The 15,708-nt window shown below is 30.1% G+C and carries 15 protein-coding genes and 2 tRNA genes; 3 read left to right on the top strand and 14 right to left on the bottom strand.

Annotated features, from left to right (window positions below):
• Together AWN65_RS11970 and AWN65_RS11975 are read right to left on the bottom strand one after the other, a co-directional pair.
• On the bottom strand, positions 1–702 hold the full coding sequence (locus AWN65_RS11970; protein ID WP_060383380.1) for a hypothetical protein: 702 nt from the start codon (positions 700–702) through the stop codon (positions 1–3).
• A 4-nt stretch (positions 703–706) separates the two neighbouring features.
• Positions 707–901 carry a hypothetical protein gene (locus tag AWN65_RS11975; RefSeq protein ID WP_060383381.1) on the bottom strand — a complete coding sequence of 65 codons (195 nt, stop codon included), beginning with the start codon at positions 899–901 and terminating at the stop codon, positions 707–709.
• Positions 902–932: 31 nt separating this feature from the next.
• Here AWN65_RS11975 and AWN65_RS11980 point away from each other — a divergent pair, with 31 nt between their 5' ends.
• Positions 933–2,030, top strand: a complete 1,098-nt coding sequence (locus AWN65_RS11980) for an IS481 family transposase (RefSeq protein ID WP_060382253.1) — start codon at positions 933–935, stop codon at positions 2,028–2,030.
• Positions 2,031–2,035: 5 nt separating this feature from the next.
• On the opposite strand, the gene AWN65_RS11985 is transcribed toward AWN65_RS11980, so the two are convergent.
• From AWN65_RS11985 to AWN65_RS12035, 11 genes are all read right to left on the bottom strand, one after another.
• Complete coding sequence (locus tag AWN65_RS11985; RefSeq protein ID WP_145902566.1) at positions 2,036–3,409, bottom strand: hypothetical protein; 1,374 nt, start codon at positions 3,407–3,409, stop codon at positions 2,036–2,038.
• Between the two features lie 384 nt (positions 3,410–3,793).
• Positions 3,794–4,156, bottom strand: a complete 363-nt coding sequence (locus tag AWN65_RS11990; protein WP_060383383.1) for a YARHG domain-containing protein — start codon at positions 4,154–4,156, stop codon at positions 3,794–3,796.
• Between the two features lies 1 nt (position 4,157).
• On the bottom strand, positions 4,158–5,363 hold the full coding sequence (locus AWN65_RS11995; RefSeq protein ID WP_060383384.1) for a hypothetical protein: 1,206 nt from the start codon (positions 5,361–5,363) through the stop codon (positions 4,158–4,160).
• Entirely contained in the window at positions 5,344–6,726 is a 1,383-nt protein-coding gene (locus AWN65_RS12000) for a C40 family peptidase (protein WP_060383385.1), read from the bottom strand. The genes AWN65_RS11995 and AWN65_RS12000 overlap by 20 nt, the downstream gene beginning before the upstream one ends.
• Before the next feature lie 178 nt (positions 6,727–6,904).
• Positions 6,905–7,570, bottom strand: a complete 666-nt coding sequence (locus AWN65_RS12005; protein WP_060383386.1) for a hypothetical protein — start codon at positions 7,568–7,570, stop codon at positions 6,905–6,907.
• Positions 7,571–7,588: 18 nt separating this feature from the next.
• Positions 7,589–7,984 (bottom strand): PAAR-like protein, encoded by a 396-nt coding sequence (locus AWN65_RS12010; RefSeq protein ID WP_060383387.1) that lies wholly within the window; start codon positions 7,982–7,984, stop codon positions 7,589–7,591.
• A 591-nt stretch (positions 7,985–8,575) separates the two neighbouring features.
• Positions 8,576–10,666, bottom strand: coding sequence for a peptidylprolyl isomerase (locus tag AWN65_RS12015; protein ID WP_060383388.1), 2,091 nt, complete (start codon positions 10,664–10,666; stop codon positions 8,576–8,578).
• Between the two features lie 98 nt (positions 10,667–10,764).
• Entirely contained in the window at positions 10,765–10,956 is a 192-nt protein-coding gene (locus AWN65_RS12020) for a hypothetical protein (RefSeq protein WP_060383389.1), read from the bottom strand.
• Between the two features lie 100 nt (positions 10,957–11,056).
• The gene (lptC, locus tag AWN65_RS12025) at positions 11,057–11,560 is read right to left on the bottom strand and encodes an LPS export ABC transporter periplasmic protein LptC (RefSeq protein WP_235588318.1); all 504 of its coding nucleotides are present in this window, start codon (positions 11,558–11,560) and stop codon (positions 11,057–11,059) included.
• 43 nt (positions 11,561–11,603) lie between these two features.
• Entirely contained in the window at positions 11,604–12,827 is a 1,224-nt protein-coding gene (locus AWN65_RS12030) for a porin family protein (protein WP_060383391.1), read from the bottom strand.
• Positions 12,812–13,552 (bottom strand): type III pantothenate kinase, encoded by a 741-nt coding sequence (locus AWN65_RS12035; RefSeq protein WP_060383392.1) that lies wholly within the window; start codon positions 13,550–13,552, stop codon positions 12,812–12,814. The genes AWN65_RS12030 and AWN65_RS12035 overlap by 16 nt, the downstream gene beginning before the upstream one ends.
• Before the next feature lie 119 nt (positions 13,553–13,671).
• On the opposite strand from AWN65_RS12035, the gene AWN65_RS12040 reads away from it, so the two are divergent.
• Positions 13,672–13,744, top strand: a tRNA-Phe gene (locus AWN65_RS12040).
• Positions 13,745–13,779: 35 nt separating this feature from the next.
• Positions 13,780–13,852 (top strand) — tRNA-Phe (locus AWN65_RS12045).
• Positions 13,853–13,917: 65 nt separating this feature from the next.
• Here the strand turns inward: AWN65_RS12045 and AWN65_RS12050 are convergent.
• Positions 13,918–15,666, bottom strand: coding sequence for a DUF885 domain-containing protein (locus AWN65_RS12050; protein WP_060383393.1), 1,749 nt, complete (start codon positions 15,664–15,666; stop codon positions 13,918–13,920).
• Between the last annotated feature and the right edge of the window lie 42 nt (positions 15,667–15,708).

Below are 15,708 nucleotides of genomic sequence, written 5' to 3' on the forward strand. Positions count from 1 at the left end.
TTAATCACAATTATAAAATTCAACATTCATTATGTTATTATTTCTCCATTTTATCTCTTTTTCAATCTTATCTTTAGAAGAGATTTTTTCACCGCCACAATCTTCAATGTTTATTGTTTTTGCTAATACAGTGTTTGCATCAATTATTTTTAATACTTTAAAAATATTTGCATTGTCATCAAAACATTTAAAATTTGATTTCATGATATATTCATTCCATGAAATAAAACCATAATCAATATCTGCTTTTTTTATATTTTTAGGTTCTTTATTTATAAAAATAGTTATAAAATCGTCTGTCTTGTCAGGGTTTTCTGCATCAAATTCAAATTGATCAAAATCAGGAACTATATATCTAGCAACAATTTTTCTTGGAAGTTTAAAATCATATCCTAAATCATCTTGGTTTAAAATAGTACCAAATAAAGTTTTGTCCAAATTATATATTTTCAGTTCGTTTTCAAAAGACAGTTCTACTACCCCATCTCCTCTAGTTGTGTTTTCTTGATAAACTTCAATATTATTATTTGAATATAACAGTTTATCTTTAATGACTGGATTTTTTTGGTTATCTTTTACTTCTGTATTTATTGACTTTATTGAATCTGTTTTGAGTTTTACTGTACTGACTTTTTCATTATTTTCTTTGCAAGAAAATATCATTGTTAGTATAATTACACTAATTATTTTTTTACTTTTCATAGTTTTATTCTTTTGTTTCTTTATATTTAGGATTATAACCTGCTTTATTTAAATGTATATGATTATGATGACCTTCTAATGGAGTACATTTTTTAAGAATGAAATTTTTGCCATCTAGGGTTATATTATAACTTAAGAAAGTAGAATAACCAAACTTTACTAATGTGTAATAGTTAATATTTAATCTGACAGTTACCAATTAAAGTATTAATTTTAAACAAAGATTAAATATGACAACAAATCAAAAAATAATAGGTAATAAAATTGGACTATTAAACTTAGCAAACAAATTAAAAAATGTATCAGAAGCTTGTAGGATTATGGGCTACAGTCGTGATAGTTTTTATCGTTTTCAAGAATTATATGAAACAGGAGGCGAATTAGCACTTCAAGAAATAAGTCGAAGCAAACCCATTATTAAAAATCGTGTTGAACCCTACATTGAGCAAAAAGTAGTAAGCATTGCTACAGATAATCCAGCTCTAGGTCAGCAAAGAGTGAGTAATGAATTGCGTAAAGAAGGCATTGTACTTTCTCCTGGAGGAGTTCGTTCGATTTGGCTTCGTAATGATTTAGAGACCTTTAAAAAGCGATTAAAAGCCTTAGAGACAAAAGTAGCAAAAGAAGGTTTGATTCTTACTGAATCACAAGTCGTAGCCATTGAAAAAGCTAAAGAAGAAAAAGAAGCTCACGGAGAAATAGAAACCGCTCATCCAGGTTATTTGGGAGCACAAGACACCTATTATGTTGGCACAATTAAAGGAGTAGGAAGAATTTACCAACAAACTTTCATAGACACTTATTCTAAAGTTGCTTTTGCAAAACTATACGACCAAAAAAATTCACTCGTAGCAGCAGATATGCTCAATGATAAAGTGCTCCCATTTTATCAAGAACAAGATGTTTCTTTACTTAGAATACTTACCGATAGAGGAACAGAGTATTGTGGTTCACAAGATCACGATTTTCAACTTTATCTAGCTATTGAAGACATAGATCATACTAAAACCAAAGCTAGAAGTCCTCAGACTAATGGTATTTGCGAACGTTTTCATAGAACTATACAAAATGAATTTTATGCCATAGCTTTTAGAAAAAAAGTTTATAACTCAATTGAACAACTTCAAATAGACCTTGACCTTTGGCTTATAGAATACAATCAAAACAGACCCCATTCTGGTAAGTTTTGTTATGGACAAACTCCTTTAAAAACTTTTTTAGATACCAAATATTTGGCAGATGAAAAAAACTTGAATAAATTGCATCAGAATCATTTTTTTCTTTCATCTGAAAAAGCCCCGCAGGAATTGAAAAAACAAACAATCTGACAAACTTAATTTAACTTACAACTGTCAGGTAAAGTAGTGGCTATTACAACTAATGCTTCAATAAATTTTTCTTGTCTTGTGACATCTAATTCCGTTGGGTTATTGTTAATTTCTAAGCCAATAAGTTTTTTGTCTTTTCTTAAATACCTGAAGTCTCCAGCTGTACCATTTATATGGGATACACTTGGTGCTCCAGTACCATCTGAAGTTGTAAATCCATTCATTTGTACATCATCAAATGCACACTCAGCTAATGCTCCTATAATGGATGCAAAAACTTTAGGATTTACATATTCTCTTGTAGTATTGTCAGCTAGTTTAATTTTTACCTTTCCTTCTGTGTAATTTAGCGGTAATTTCATTTTTAGTAATTCAACTGTACCGTTTCCTTTTTTGAAATATCTTGTTTTACCCTCAGCAATTCTTTTCTCCCATACTCCAGTTTTGGTTTTAGTCTTTTTCCCTTTTTCCCAAACTCCAGCAGTAATAAAATCAAAAATGCAGATTTCATGCTCTGTTCCGTCCTCATCATGGTAAACGTATCTATATTTTCTCTCATAACCAGATTTTATTTGCTTGGGTATTTGCTTTTCTATCCTTCCTTCTTTAAAAATATGATAGGTTGTAATACCTTTAGAGTCAGTTTTAATTGTTGGAGTTGATATACAAGTAAAATTATTTTCTTTGTTTGACTGTCCTAAACTATAACTGGATTTATATCTACCTAAAATTTCCTTTCTTTGTATTTTACCATCACTATTATTTTCGGTATCAATACTTATATTTGATTCATATTCATCTGTTCCTTCTCTATAAAGAATAAAATCATCTCCTTTTGCTACTCCTTTAGGAGCAAAAACGTGTAAGTATATATCTTCCGCTGATTTGAATTTTTTATGCGCATCTCCAAGTTCAAAATATTTCTTTACATAGTCAAGCTGAACTAATTCAGACATTTTTGCAAATTTGAGTTTAACACGATTTAATTCATCAAAACGTTCTTCAACTGATAAACTTTTATTGCTTTTATATTCACCTAAAGCCACTAAAGCATCTTGTGTAAATTGTATTAATCCAACTGCTCTTGAAGATTTTCTTTTACCATTTTTTCGGAAATGTTTAATCTCCATATCTTCTTTGGGAATTAATGATTTATAACCTTCAAGTTGATTTGCTTTAAATGTTTCTCTTGTTTCAACTCTCATCACCGCCATTAACCCATTAGCCATTTCAATTTTCTTACTTTCTCCCCATAATTCTACACAAATTTGAACAACTTTCTTTCTAAAATCACAACTTACTTTATTACCCCATATCAAATCATACTGTTTACAAATACAATGGGTTTTTGTATTGTTTTTCGGATATTCCACCTTCATTTTTCCTATAACAGCGGGGCTTTTTCCTTCGGGGATTTCAATGGTGTGGGGTTTGTCTCTTTGAGCGATTCCTTGGGTTTCTGCCCAATCCCATATTTCGTCTATGGTTTCTGAAATGCTTCTAAATACTCCTTTCTCTTCTTTTTTACTCCTTGGTTTGTGCTCTGCCGGAAAATCTTTACTTTTTTATTTCTACGTTTGAGGTTGTGTGTATTGGTTTTGTAATATCGCTCCTTTTTCTGTACAAATCCTTGTCTTCTTTCTAAGGTTATATACCTGTGGGGCAAGGAAAATGTTACCATTTTCCTTCTTCTATCTCAGTTATGTCCCCAATTGGTTTTTAGTTTGTAAAGGAGTGTTTGAATTAAAAATATAAATTTTATTTTATTCGAAATTTTCGATAATAAATGAAATATTTCTTCTTTCTATTTTAGCCAATTTACTTGTAACATCTTTGTAAAGAGGTTTATACCATTTTTGTTTACCAAAATAAGTTGCTAAATCTTTACTTTTAAAAATGTATCCGTGTCTAGCGAAAATTTCATTTTTAATAATTCTTATTTCAAATGCTGTAAACTTTTGGAGTTCTGAGAATATTAATTCTCTTTCTGATCCCTCAGGGTATTTTCCTTGTCCTTCAGCATAAAAATCCTTTTGCTCAGATTTTAAAATATTGCTTTCTGAGTCAAACGAATAGTTTGAAATAATTACTACGAAAAAAGATATATGTAAAAATAATGTTTTCATATTACTCAATATTTCCTGGATAAGCTACTCCGTCTCCATCAATTTTCGATTCTTCCCATTGTTTTTTAAAGTCTTTTAAATTATAAAAATTATGTTTTATAAATTCTTTTGAATATTTTCCTTCAGTTTTTCTACCTCCATCAAAGTTTTGTGCAAAAAAACCCATATTCGAAAATGGATCATAATCATTAGTGTTTAAGGCTATAAAATTTAAAATATTGGCAATTATCTCTGCTTTTTCAGAAATAGGCAACTCACTTTTGTCTATATATCTTAAGTATTCATCGTTTAAAAAATTAAAATATTCTTTTTTATTTTCTTTTTCATTAATTATGTCTAGAGTTTCTTTATGAAAAACTAATTTTTCATCACAGGTTTTATGCCATAATAATTTATTAATTTCTTCAATATTTGAATTTTTTATGATTTTTTGGTTGTCAAAAACAAATTCTAACAGTTGTTTGTCTTTTACATATCCGAAAGTTTTTACTAAAGATTCTAAAAAGTATTTATCGTTTTTTTGTAACCATACAAATGATTCACTATTGTCATTGAATAAATATTTATTTCTTTCAATTGTCAATTTTATATTTCTATTTCTTTTAGAGGATAAATCTTTAATTTCCTTCCAACGGCTTATTTCAATTTCAACTCCTTCAACTTCATCTTTAACTCGAATGGGGTTTTCTTCTATTTGATTGGAATTAGGGAATTCTTTTTGATAATCAATAATTTCCGGTAGTGCATAAAAATTTGTTATAAAGAATTCGTCCTTCAATATAAAAAAACCATTATTATCTGGATTATTTCTTTTAAAATTTAAATTTCTATTACAACTTTCAAAAAAATTCACAAACAGATATCTAGTATTTAAATTTGGATCTATAACTCGGGCAAAAAATTGCTTTATCTTTTCTCTAAATAAATTTGAATCTATGATTTTATAATCATTTTTTTTTAAAATTCCCTTCAATATTGGTATTGTTACATCTAAATCCTCTTCAGAATATTCATAAGGATATTCAAACGAAGCTCCTCCCTCTAACTGATTTTTTAATACTTTATTCATATTATTTTTTTCTAAATTTGAGATGCTTAAATCATTACTTTTTATTTCAGTACTTATATTATTTTCTTTTTTACATGAATTTAGAATAAATGATGATATTATTAAAATAAATAAATATTTACCTTGAACTTTCCCCATTTTTATTAGATTTTATATTAATACTTAACTGTTCATTTGCTGAATCTGCTGAACTAAAATTATCATCATCTGTTAATTTATCTATATCTTTTATTGTATATTCCGTTGGTTTATAAAAACCTCTAAAAACTTTATAATGTTTATTTCCTTTTTTATCCTGCCATGATAGAAAAACATTTCCACTACAATCATACTTAGAGACTTTAAGCATATCTCCTTGATTACCACCCAAACAGACATATTTATTATCAGAAATTTTACCATAGATAAAAGTTGCATGCCCAGAGGTTTGAATATTTTTCCCAGTTGAATCACAATCAGAAAAAATAGCTATTGCTCCATAAAAAACATCACACTTCTCTACACTTTTACTAGTAAGAAACATTCTTGAACCAGCAGAATGAGGTGATTTGTAGTCTTTTTGTTCTAAACACCAACATACAAATGAAGAACACCAAGCAACATCATGATTCCCTTCATATCCACTTCCTTCTTTATGATAAGTTTTTATTCTCGAATCAATTGTTTTCTCTTTCTTCCCTCCATAATTTTTTGCTTCTTGAATGACTGTTTCCATCCATGGAGTCCTTTTATTGTTAATAGGAATTATTTCTTTTTCATCAATACATTTTCCTTTAAAAATATGATTTTTACCTAAATAAAATCCTTCATCTTTTAAAACCTGTTCAATTTCTTTTATTGTTGTTTTTCCTCCTATAAAACCAGGTCTACTTTCATACTTTTGTCTAGTGTAAACCCATTTTTTCCGTTTTTCTTTTTCTCCTTTTTCTGTTAAAAATTTTGGATTTGATGAATATCCATACTTAGTTACCCAAGGTTCTCTATTTATATTTATTTGGCGCTGCGCTGCATTTGTTTTACTACCATCTCCATCAGGAACACTTATGCTTTCATCAAAAACAGCATAATTAGGATCATTACCTTTTCCCACAGCACTTGGTTTCATTACTAATAAATACATATCTGTCATAGTATTTAGCTCATCTTTTCTTTTCATAAAGTAAGCTTTTACATAATCCATTTGTTTTATAAAAGTCATCTTCTTTAATTCAGCCCTTGTTGTACCTACTCCCTTAGCTGCTGCATCATTAAATTGAATTAAGCCTGAGAAACCTATACCATTATCAGCTGAGGGGCTAAATGTTTTATTTGTCTCAATGTACATTATAGACATTAGCTGGCTCGCTTTTTCTTTTTTATTTTTTTCTCCCCAAAGTTCTTGACAAACTTCAAGCACTTTTTTTCTTTGGTCACAAGTTAATTTATCACTCCAATAAAATTGGTTCTCTTCTTGTTTACAAAAGCACCCTCCTTTCTTTTCCTCTTTTTTCTCCACCTTCATTTTTCCTATAACAGCGGGGCTTTTTCCTTCGGGGATTTCAATGGTGTGGGGTTTGTCTCTTTGAGCGGTTCCTTGGGTTTCTGCCCAATCCCATATTTCGTCTATGGTTTCTGAAATGCTTCTAAATACTCCTTTCTCTTCTTTTTTACTCCTTGGTTTGTGCTCTGCCGGAAAATCTTTACTTTTTTATTTCTACGTTTGAGGTTGTGTGTTTTTTGGTTTTGTAATATTCTACTGTTACATAAAATTCTAGTTCTCGTATGTCTGTCTCGCCTTCCATGGCTTTTTTCATTAATGCTTTGGTTAGCATAAAGTCTACTTCTGCATCTCCGTATAGGTCTACTTTTGCTTTTTTGGTATCAATGAGTTGGTTGGTTGTATTGTGTCCGCTGCCTTTTGCATCGTCTTCCCATAAGGTAAATAGGACTTCTTTGTTAAACATATTTATGCAATGGGCTTTGGCTCGTAGTTTTTCTGTAAAACTAAAAACGCTGCCTTTGCTATCGTCTACGTAGTTTAGGTCTACTTTGCAGATTTTCGGGATTTTGCTGGCTTTGGGGGTTATGATTAATCCGCCTCCTTCGGGTTGGTATAAATATCCTTCTAATCGGTAGGTCTCTCCTACTGAGGATTCGCCAAAGGTAAAACTGCTGTCTCCTTTTTTCTTAATATGGGTGGTGGTAAATCTACCATCGCTTCTTTTTTTGAATAATTCCCAGGTAACCTTTGCTTGTTCTCTTTCGGATATCGGGGTATTAGGGTACCATTCGGATATGTGATAGGTGTATTTTTCGCCTACTGTCGGCGAGGTTACTCCTGATATTGCGGATATGCCTTTTTTCATTATAAATCTGTGTTTTTATTACCAAGCTTCGTTGTTTTTACTGCTGATTTCTTCTTGAAATTCTTCAAAATTCATAATGGGGTTGTATAAATGTTGTTCTCGTGGATTGGCTTTTTTTACTCGGCTTTTACTGCTTTGACTTTGTTGTCCGTGTTTTAAAATCGTTATTTTACCTCCTGTACTGCACTTTAATTCGGATATTTGGGTAACGCATTTTTTGTCTAAAATTTTTACTTTGTCGTAGGTTTTACTCCATTTTCCGGCTGCTACTTCTGTCTCTAATAAGTCTTCTAAAGGGCAATATAGGTTGTGAAATGCTCGAAGATGGGCTTCGTCTTTTGTAGCAAATTTTTCAGCTAGGGAGTTTAGCGTGTCTCCTTTTTGTACTACGTGTACAGACCGACTGATGTTCATAAGTTTAAAAATACAAAAACAGAATATAATAACATTTACTTATTTATTTTACTAACAATTTTACAATAATTACACTAAACTATAATATTCTTGTTATTTTATTAAATGCAATTTAATTATTATTTTTTTATTTACAAATGTGTTTTTTACAAATTCATTCAGCCGATATATAACAATTTATAATTTAAAAAAATTATATGAAAATAAAAAGTAATCAATGAGCTTTTATGACAATGGAGTTTATTTTTTTATCGTTTTAGATGTTTTTTAGCATATCTTATAATAAATTTTCTTAAAATCAGAACTTATACTATTTAAACTTTAAAAACACTTTAAAAAACATTTGTATAAAATTCATAAGCTATAATTATGGCACAGCTTAATTTTCTGGGTATTAAGCTGTATTAAAGTAATTTTCTATCCGATTTTCAAGCGTTTTATATTCATTTTTATCACAAAGTCTAATTGTTATTTCAATTTCTAAAATCGAGGGCATAAAAATCAGTATAGTAGTATAATTTTATGATTTGTAATAATACAAAAGAGGTTACCTAAAGGTAACCTCTTTTATGTGTAATAGTTTTAAGACTATTAGTTAAATTGTGCTCTATTATCTTCAATTTTAGCATCACGTTTTAACAAGTAAATTAATCTACTTGCTGAAGCCCCTTTAGATTGACTTCCTAAACGTGCTATAACTTCTTTAAAATCTTTAGATGGTGCTGCCTTTTTAGCTGCTTTTACTTTTATTTTAAAAACACCTGAATTACCTGTAATCAATGGCGATACTACACCTGTTTTTAATGAAAATGCTGCTCCTACTACTTTAGGTTCAGGTCCTACTGATTCAATAAAAGATCCTGCTGCTGATACGTCTTTTGCTTCTTTTACTGGCGAGCCTGTTGCTTTAGCGACAGCTTCTAAAGTAGCACCTTTCATTTTTTCTTCAATTAATTTGGCTTTTTTCTCATTTCTTAATTTATATCCAAAAGCATTTTTTGCTTCTTCAATAGACATTAACCCTGAGTCATTAATTGATTTTATTTTTGCAATAACATGTGCATTTGGTGTTTGAAAACGTTTAACATCATCTTTATCTGCTGTAAATGCCCAACGTACAATCTCTCTCTGTGGTCCTACTCCTGGAATGTTTTCATCCAAAGCAAATACTCTTGCTGCTGGTGCTACTGTTAATTTTTCTGCTTTTACTGCTGTATCAAATCCTTTTTCATTTGCTAATATTTCAAATTTAGATGCTTTTGTAAACGCTTCATCACTTGTAGCTTCAGAAGGCAGAATTTTTTGAGCTATGGTTGCTAAACGGATTCCATCTTGTTTATCTGTTACTTGAATTATGTGGTATCCAAATTCAGTTTCTACTAACCCTATTTTGCCTACAGGATTTCCAAACACAAAATTTTCAAAGTTTTTAGTCATTTGTCCCTTAGAGAAATACCCTAAGTCTCCTCCTTGTTGTTTAGAGTTATCATCTGAATTAGTCATTGCTAACATAGGAAAAGAACTTGGATTAGCTTGTACTTGTGCTAATAAAGCTGTTGCCTTTGCTTTTGCTTCTTCTTTTGTTCTATTTGCTTGAGGACCAGCTGATCCTTTAAATGATAATAATATATGACTAGCCTTGGCATTAATTCCTGCTTTCTTACCCATTGACTTAGAAATACAATAATACTGACCAAAAATATAAGGTCCGTAAGTTGCACCAGAAGCTATATTAAATAGGGCTTCTGCATGATCTACTGGTAAATCTTTTTTAGCAATGTAAGTAGAGTCATATTTAATATCTGAATTGGCATTTACAAACTCAATTACGTTTGATGTATTACGGAATCCAGCTAGTGTGTCATTTTTACCAGTCTTCGCGTTATATACAACAGATGCGTTCATTAAAGCGTTTACCTTGTCTTTAACTGCTTTTTCATCAGCTACTGATGGTTTATCTTCTATTACAACATATTCTAATTCACGAGAAGGTTCTGCTTGGTACTTTTTCTCGTTTTTCTTCATATAAGAAACAATTTCATCATCCGTCAATTCAACTTTCTTATCTTCTATTGTTGAATAAGGAACAGAAACTAAATCAAAAGTAACTTTATTATTTTCTAATTCATAATTAAATTTACCTTCTGCTTGTGTAGTATAATAAGCTCCTTTGATCATTGAATTATACATTTGCTCTTTTGCAAATTGAGCTACTGATTTTTCATAATTCAACCACTGATTCCATGATTCAGGTTGTTTTTTCATGGAGTTTAAGAACTCATTAAATTTTGCTTTATCAAATTTACCAGCTGCATTCAAAAACTGTGGGTTTTGTGAAAATTGAGGATCTTCTTTAATTACATTAATTAATTGATCGTCACCAATTCTTAAACCTGTTTTTTCAAACTGATCTTCTAATAAAACTCTTCTAATTTCTTGTTCCCAAATACTATTACCCGCTTGTGTAAAAGAAACTCCTTGCTGACTTTTTTGTAAAGCATCAACTTTATTTCTAAAATCCTCAAAAGTAATATCTACACCATTAATAGTACCTGCATTTCTTGAATTGAACATAGAAGTCCCATTTTCAATTAAGGCACCTATTACGAATGCAAATAATGACAAACCTACAATACCGGCTACCAATAGAGAACGCTGTCTAATTTTTGATAAAACTGCCATTTTATATCTTAATTTTTTAATTCAGTTGGCGAAAATACAACTATCTATGAAATAATAAAATAAGTTCGCTTTTATTTTAGGTTAAAGTTTATTTTTTTCTAGTTATTATCTCTATTCTCAAATTTCTTAGCAAAATTTCTTCTAAAGAAAAACATTGCAATGGCACCTAGTCCTAAAAAAAGGGTTAGATAAGACATATCATTACCTGAATTTATTTTTGTAAAAGCATCATATAATAAGAAAGCTGCTGCTACTAAATAGGCGTATTGGGTGTATTTCATATATTTCATAAGTTCTATATTTATTTTATGATACAAAAATTGATTTTGTCTTTACTATTATTATTTCAGTATATTTTTTTATACTATCTATTTTTTACTTTTTTTTGAACTATAAGCTATAGGTTCCTTGTATATTTTGTGTATCTAAGAAACTAAAATCTTTACTAAAATCAATACCTACTCCATTAATTGCACTTCCATTATTAGTAAATTTAAATGGTTTTTGGGTAAAAAACCATTCATTTTTTTGATCATAGTACAATTGTTCTGTTTCTAAACGTTTTCCATCATGAGTTGTAATAATTACATTCTTATTTAATTCTATCAGATCTGTTTTACTATAGATTATAGCATATTTAGAGGTCACTAAACTCTTGTTTCCTTTCTCATCATAAACTTCTAAATTCAATCCATCAGGAAATTCATTAAATGGAAATTCGGCTGTAGTATAGTCTACCATTTTTGGTGAGATTAAAACAGCTTTAATCTTGCCTGAATCAGTATATTTTAAATTAAATTTTTCAATTTCTCCTATAGGATTAATTGATGTAACGCCTATTTTACGAACTTCTTTAATACTATTCTCGCAAGACATAAAAAAAAGTGAAGCCATTAAAAATAGCGACACTTTAAGCTTTCTTTTTTTTGGCAAAAGATTAATCATATTTACGTTTTACAAACCATCTATCATTAAACGAAAATCCTATAGAAAAATTCATATAATTTTCCTTAATAAGATTGGATCTTGTTGTTCCTTTTTGCCCATATTCAAATCCTATATTAACATTAGAAAAAGTACCTCCTAATGGCAAGCCTACGCCTAAAGTTATAGCTTTATCTTTTATAGATTCTCCTTGAGCTAAAATACCTATATTTTCATAACGAAGTCCTCCTCTATACACTACTCTATTTAAATACCCAGAAAAAGCGTTGTATTTAGGTATATAATATCCTCCTAATGCTATTTTAGCTTTTCCTTCTCCTTCAAGTGCTTTATTATTATCTAATTCTATATCACCTTTTGTGGCAAACGAGGATTCAAAGCCAATAGCCCATTTTTTGTCTATCCCAAAAGTTGATCCGAATGTAAACTGATTACGATTATTTCTAAATGAACTTTTTTGCTCTGTACCAAAATTAATTTCAGCTCCCGTGACTGTGTAGATCAATCCTTTATTTTTTAGATCTTCAACTTTTAATCCTAAAGGCAAATCAACAGTTCCTGAAGTAACAAAATCATATTTTGCTATTTTTGTTTTATAATACCCTCCTAATCTAATATTTCCTCCTCTAACTTCATACTTTGAGCGTTCAAACGTAGCGTTAGCATCAGTATCATAGATAGATATAATATTTTTTTGAATTATCCCAAAATCGTAATCAAATTCCACTCCTAAACCAAGTTTAGATGTTACTTTGTATCCTATTGAAAGATAAGCTCTATTCATTCCGCCTAATCCTTCTGAATTACGAGTATTTAGTCCTTCTTTAGAATTAATTTTATATCCTACATAAGAATTAGCGTACAATCCTACTCCAACACCTAATTTATTGGTTAAAGGAAAAGCCGCTGTAAGATAATCAAAAGTAACGCGCTGTGCTTTTTCTTCGAGCAAAGTATTTTTAAATTTCATTGATGAAAAAGCCCCCCCCATAGATAAAGTGGTTAGTTTTATATTGGATAAACTTGCAGGGTTTTGAAAATTTACATGAATACTATCCATCATCACTCCCATTCCTGCCATTGAGCGATTTTCGACTGAGTTAGCAAATTTAGTCTCACCAAGACCATAAGATGAATAAAATGAGGCTGAACCTGTTTGAGCAGTATTCTGTAAAGTAAAAAGGACAAAAGTTCCTAAAATTATTTTTCTAAACATTGTATTTGGTATTGGTATATACGATTCAAACTTTCTAATAAAAAATTTGGATTCGCAAATATGGTATTTTTTAATCGTTTAGCCAAAAAATTAGCATCTCCACCCGTTAAAATTATGATAATTTTTTCTTTATCTCTTATCATCTCATCAATATAGCCATCTATTTCAAAACATAATCCATTAACAACTCCTGAGTGCATAGATTGAGCGGTTGAATTTCCTATTAGTCTTTCAGGTTCTTCTAAATCTAATAATGGTAACTTGGCGGTGTAATCATACATGGAGGTGTAACGAAGTTTTAAACCAGGGGAAATTGCTCCTCCATGATATTTATTTTCTTTATCTACAAAATCGTATGTAACACAAGTTCCTACATCTATAATTAACCTATTTTTAGATGGAAATTGCAAAACAGCACCTGCTGCCAAAACCATACGATCAATCCCTAACGTACTAGGTGTTGCATATTGATTAATAAAAGGAAACTTACTTTCTCTTGAAATCTGTATTACTTTCCATCTTTTTTGAAGCCATTCAATCTGTTCTTTTTTTAGTTTTCCAACCGAAGAGAGGATCAAATTCTGACATAACGGATATTTTTTATTTTTTTTTTCCATTTCACACAAGAAATTTTCGAGTAAAAAAGATTCTGACTCTAAAAACATATCTTTCTCAAAAACAGCTACTTTAACTCTTGTATTACCAACATCAACTGTTAAAACCATGGTATCTTTTTAATTATTCACAAAGATATAAATAGATTTTTTTAAAAAATGTTTTGCAGAAATGAAAAAAGCTACTATATTTGCATCCGCATTCGAGAAGCAATAACGCTTTAAGAAATGGTACCTTAGCTCAGTTGGTAGAGCAACGGACTGAAAATCCGTGTGTCCCTGGTTCGATTCCTGGAGGTACCACAAATCAGAAGATGATTGACGTTCAAAAGATTATTGGTACCTTAGCTCAGTTGGTAGAGCAACGGACTGAAAATCCGTGTGTCCCTGGTTCGATTCCTGGAGGTACCACTTTAAAACCACTAATGTTAGTGGTTTTTTTATACAATAAAGCCAGCAAATGCTGGCTTTATTGTTTATTGTTCAATCCATTTTTGAATTTTAGCTTCTAATAGATCTAACGGCAAAACTCCTGATTCTAGAATTTTTTGATGAAAAACTTTAATTTCAAATTTATTTTTTAATTTATCTTCTGCTTTTTTCCTTAATTCTAAAATTTTTAATTGTCCCACTTTATAAGATAGTGCTTGTCCAGGAACTGCCATATAACGTTCTATTTCAGAAATAATACTTGCTTTACTTTCTGCTTCGTTTTCTAATGAGTATTGAATAGCTTGTTCACGAGTCCATCCTTTATAATGTAATCCTGTATCTACAACTAAGCGAATAGCGCGATGTATTTCATTTCCTAACATGCCAAAATATTGATACGGATCTTGATATAATCCTAAATCTCGACCTAAACTTTCAGCGTATAAAGCCCACCCTTCTCCATAAGCTCCAAACCAATTAAAACGTCTAAATTCAGGAAGTTTTGTATTTTCTTGTTGTAAAGCTACTTGAAAATGATGGTCTGGTATTGCTTCGTGCAAGAATAAATCTTCATCTCCATAATAATTATATTTCATTACATCAGGAATGGGTACATAAAAAACCCCTGGACGCGAGCCATCTATGGCTCCTTGTACATATTCCGCACTAGCTGTTTTTTCTCTAAAGGCCTCTACTCTTCTAACTTCAAAAGGTGTTTTAGGTTGTAATGAAAATAATTTATTTATGTTTGGTTTTATTTTTTTATGAATTGCTTTAAAATTCATAATTACTTGCTCTGGCCTTACAAACGGCATTAATTCTTTTTTGTTTCGTACATGATCAAAAAAGGCGAGCATATTTCCTTTAAAACCTACTTGCTTTTTTATTTTTTCCATTTCTTTTTTTATCCTTGCTACTTCTGACAAACCTAGTTGATGTATTATTTCTGGTGATTTATTTGTTGTTGTCCACATTTTAGTGTATACTCTGTATAGTTTATCGCCATTAGGCAAACTTCCTATTCCACTACTATTTCTTGACGCAGGCAGATATTCATTACGTAAAAAATGAACCATTTTTCTATACTGTGGAATTAATTTATTTTGAACCGATGAACTAAAATCTTTCTGTAATTGTTTTTTTACATTTATAGACAAATCATCTGGCATTTTTTGCACAGAGGAGTAAAAGATATTATCTTGTACCTTATTAGTAATTTGTTCTTCAAATTGGGGAATAACTTTAAGTGTTAATGCCTTAGGCAATACCGTTTTTTCTTTTATTCCTTTTCGCATATATACAATGGCCGAGTCAATCCAAATGCTATAATGATCTATCCGTCTTAAGAAATTTCTATAATCTTTTTCATTTTTAAAAGGCTGGGCGGCTGTTCCGCTTGCAAATTGAGTCATTGTTAGGTGGGTTCCAAAAAACTGATGCAAAGGCATTAGGTTTGCAGGGGTTTTCAGTAGCTCGTTCAAAATGCCTATTTCCCATTTTATAATATCATAACTAAGTTGATCTTCTTCTTCTAATGATTCGTAACGAATTAATTTTAATTCTTTTTTATATTTATTTACAAAATCAGTTTGTTTTTTACGGTAAGAATCTGTCATTTCAAAAACAAATTGATCATTATATTGTTTTTGTCCATTTAATGTAGCATTCAAAGGTTCTAACTCATTTTTATCTTGAAAATAAGTTTCTACTAGTTTATTAAAATTCTTTTCATCATTTGATTTACAACTAAAAAGGAAAAACAAGCATCCTAAAAAAAGAATATTTTTTTTCATTAAATTGATTTTTAAGTTATTGTGAATATAATAAAAAAGAGG

The organism is Flavobacterium covae (assembly GCF_001534645.1).
GTDB classification, from domain to species: Bacteria; Bacteroidota; Bacteroidia; order Flavobacteriales; family Flavobacteriaceae; genus Flavobacterium; species Flavobacterium covae.

Coding starts and splice junctions, on each gene's coding strand:
- lptC (WP_235588318.1), bottom strand. CDS start 11,560: ATGGCTTCACTTTTTTTTATGTCTTGCGAGAATAGTATTAAAGAAGTT.
- AWN65_RS11995 (WP_060383384.1), bottom strand. CDS start 5,363: ATGGGGAAAGTTCAAGGTAAATATTTATTTATTTTAATAATATCATCA.
- AWN65_RS11970 (WP_060383380.1), bottom strand. CDS start 702: ATGAAAAGTAAAAAAATAATTAGTGTAATTATACTAACAATGATATTT.
- AWN65_RS12020 (WP_060383389.1), bottom strand. CDS start 10,956: ATGAAATATATGAAATACACCCAATACGCCTATTTAGTAGCAGCAGCT.
- AWN65_RS12000 (WP_060383385.1), bottom strand. CDS start 6,726: ATGAAGGTGGAGAAAAAAGAGGAAAAGAAAGGAGGGTGCTTTTGTAAA.
- AWN65_RS12005 (WP_060383386.1), bottom strand. CDS start 7,570: ATGAAAAAAGGCATATCCGCAATATCAGGAGTAACCTCGCCGACAGTA.
- AWN65_RS12050 (WP_060383393.1), bottom strand. CDS start 15,666: ATGAAAAAAAATATTCTTTTTTTAGGATGCTTGTTTTTCCTTTTTAGT.
- AWN65_RS11990 (WP_060383383.1), bottom strand. CDS start 4,156: ATGAAAACATTATTTTTACATATATCTTTTTTCGTAGTAATTATTTCA.
- AWN65_RS12030 (WP_060383391.1), bottom strand. CDS start 12,827: ATGTTTAGAAAAATAATTTTAGGAACTTTTGTCCTTTTTACTTTACAG.
- AWN65_RS11980 (WP_060382253.1), top strand. CDS start 933: ATGACAACAAATCAAAAAATAATAGGTAATAAAATTGGACTATTAAAC.
- AWN65_RS12035 (WP_060383392.1), bottom strand. CDS start 13,552: ATGGTTTTAACAGTTGATGTTGGTAATACAAGAGTTAAAGTAGCTGTT.
- AWN65_RS11985 (WP_145902566.1), bottom strand. CDS start 3,409: ATGAAGGTGGAATATCCGAAAAACAATACAAAAACCCATTGTATTTGT.
- AWN65_RS12015 (WP_060383388.1), bottom strand. CDS start 10,666: ATGGCAGTTTTATCAAAAATTAGACAGCGTTCTCTATTGGTAGCCGGT.
- AWN65_RS12010 (WP_060383387.1), bottom strand. CDS start 7,984: ATGAACATCAGTCGGTCTGTACACGTAGTACAAAAAGGAGACACGCTA.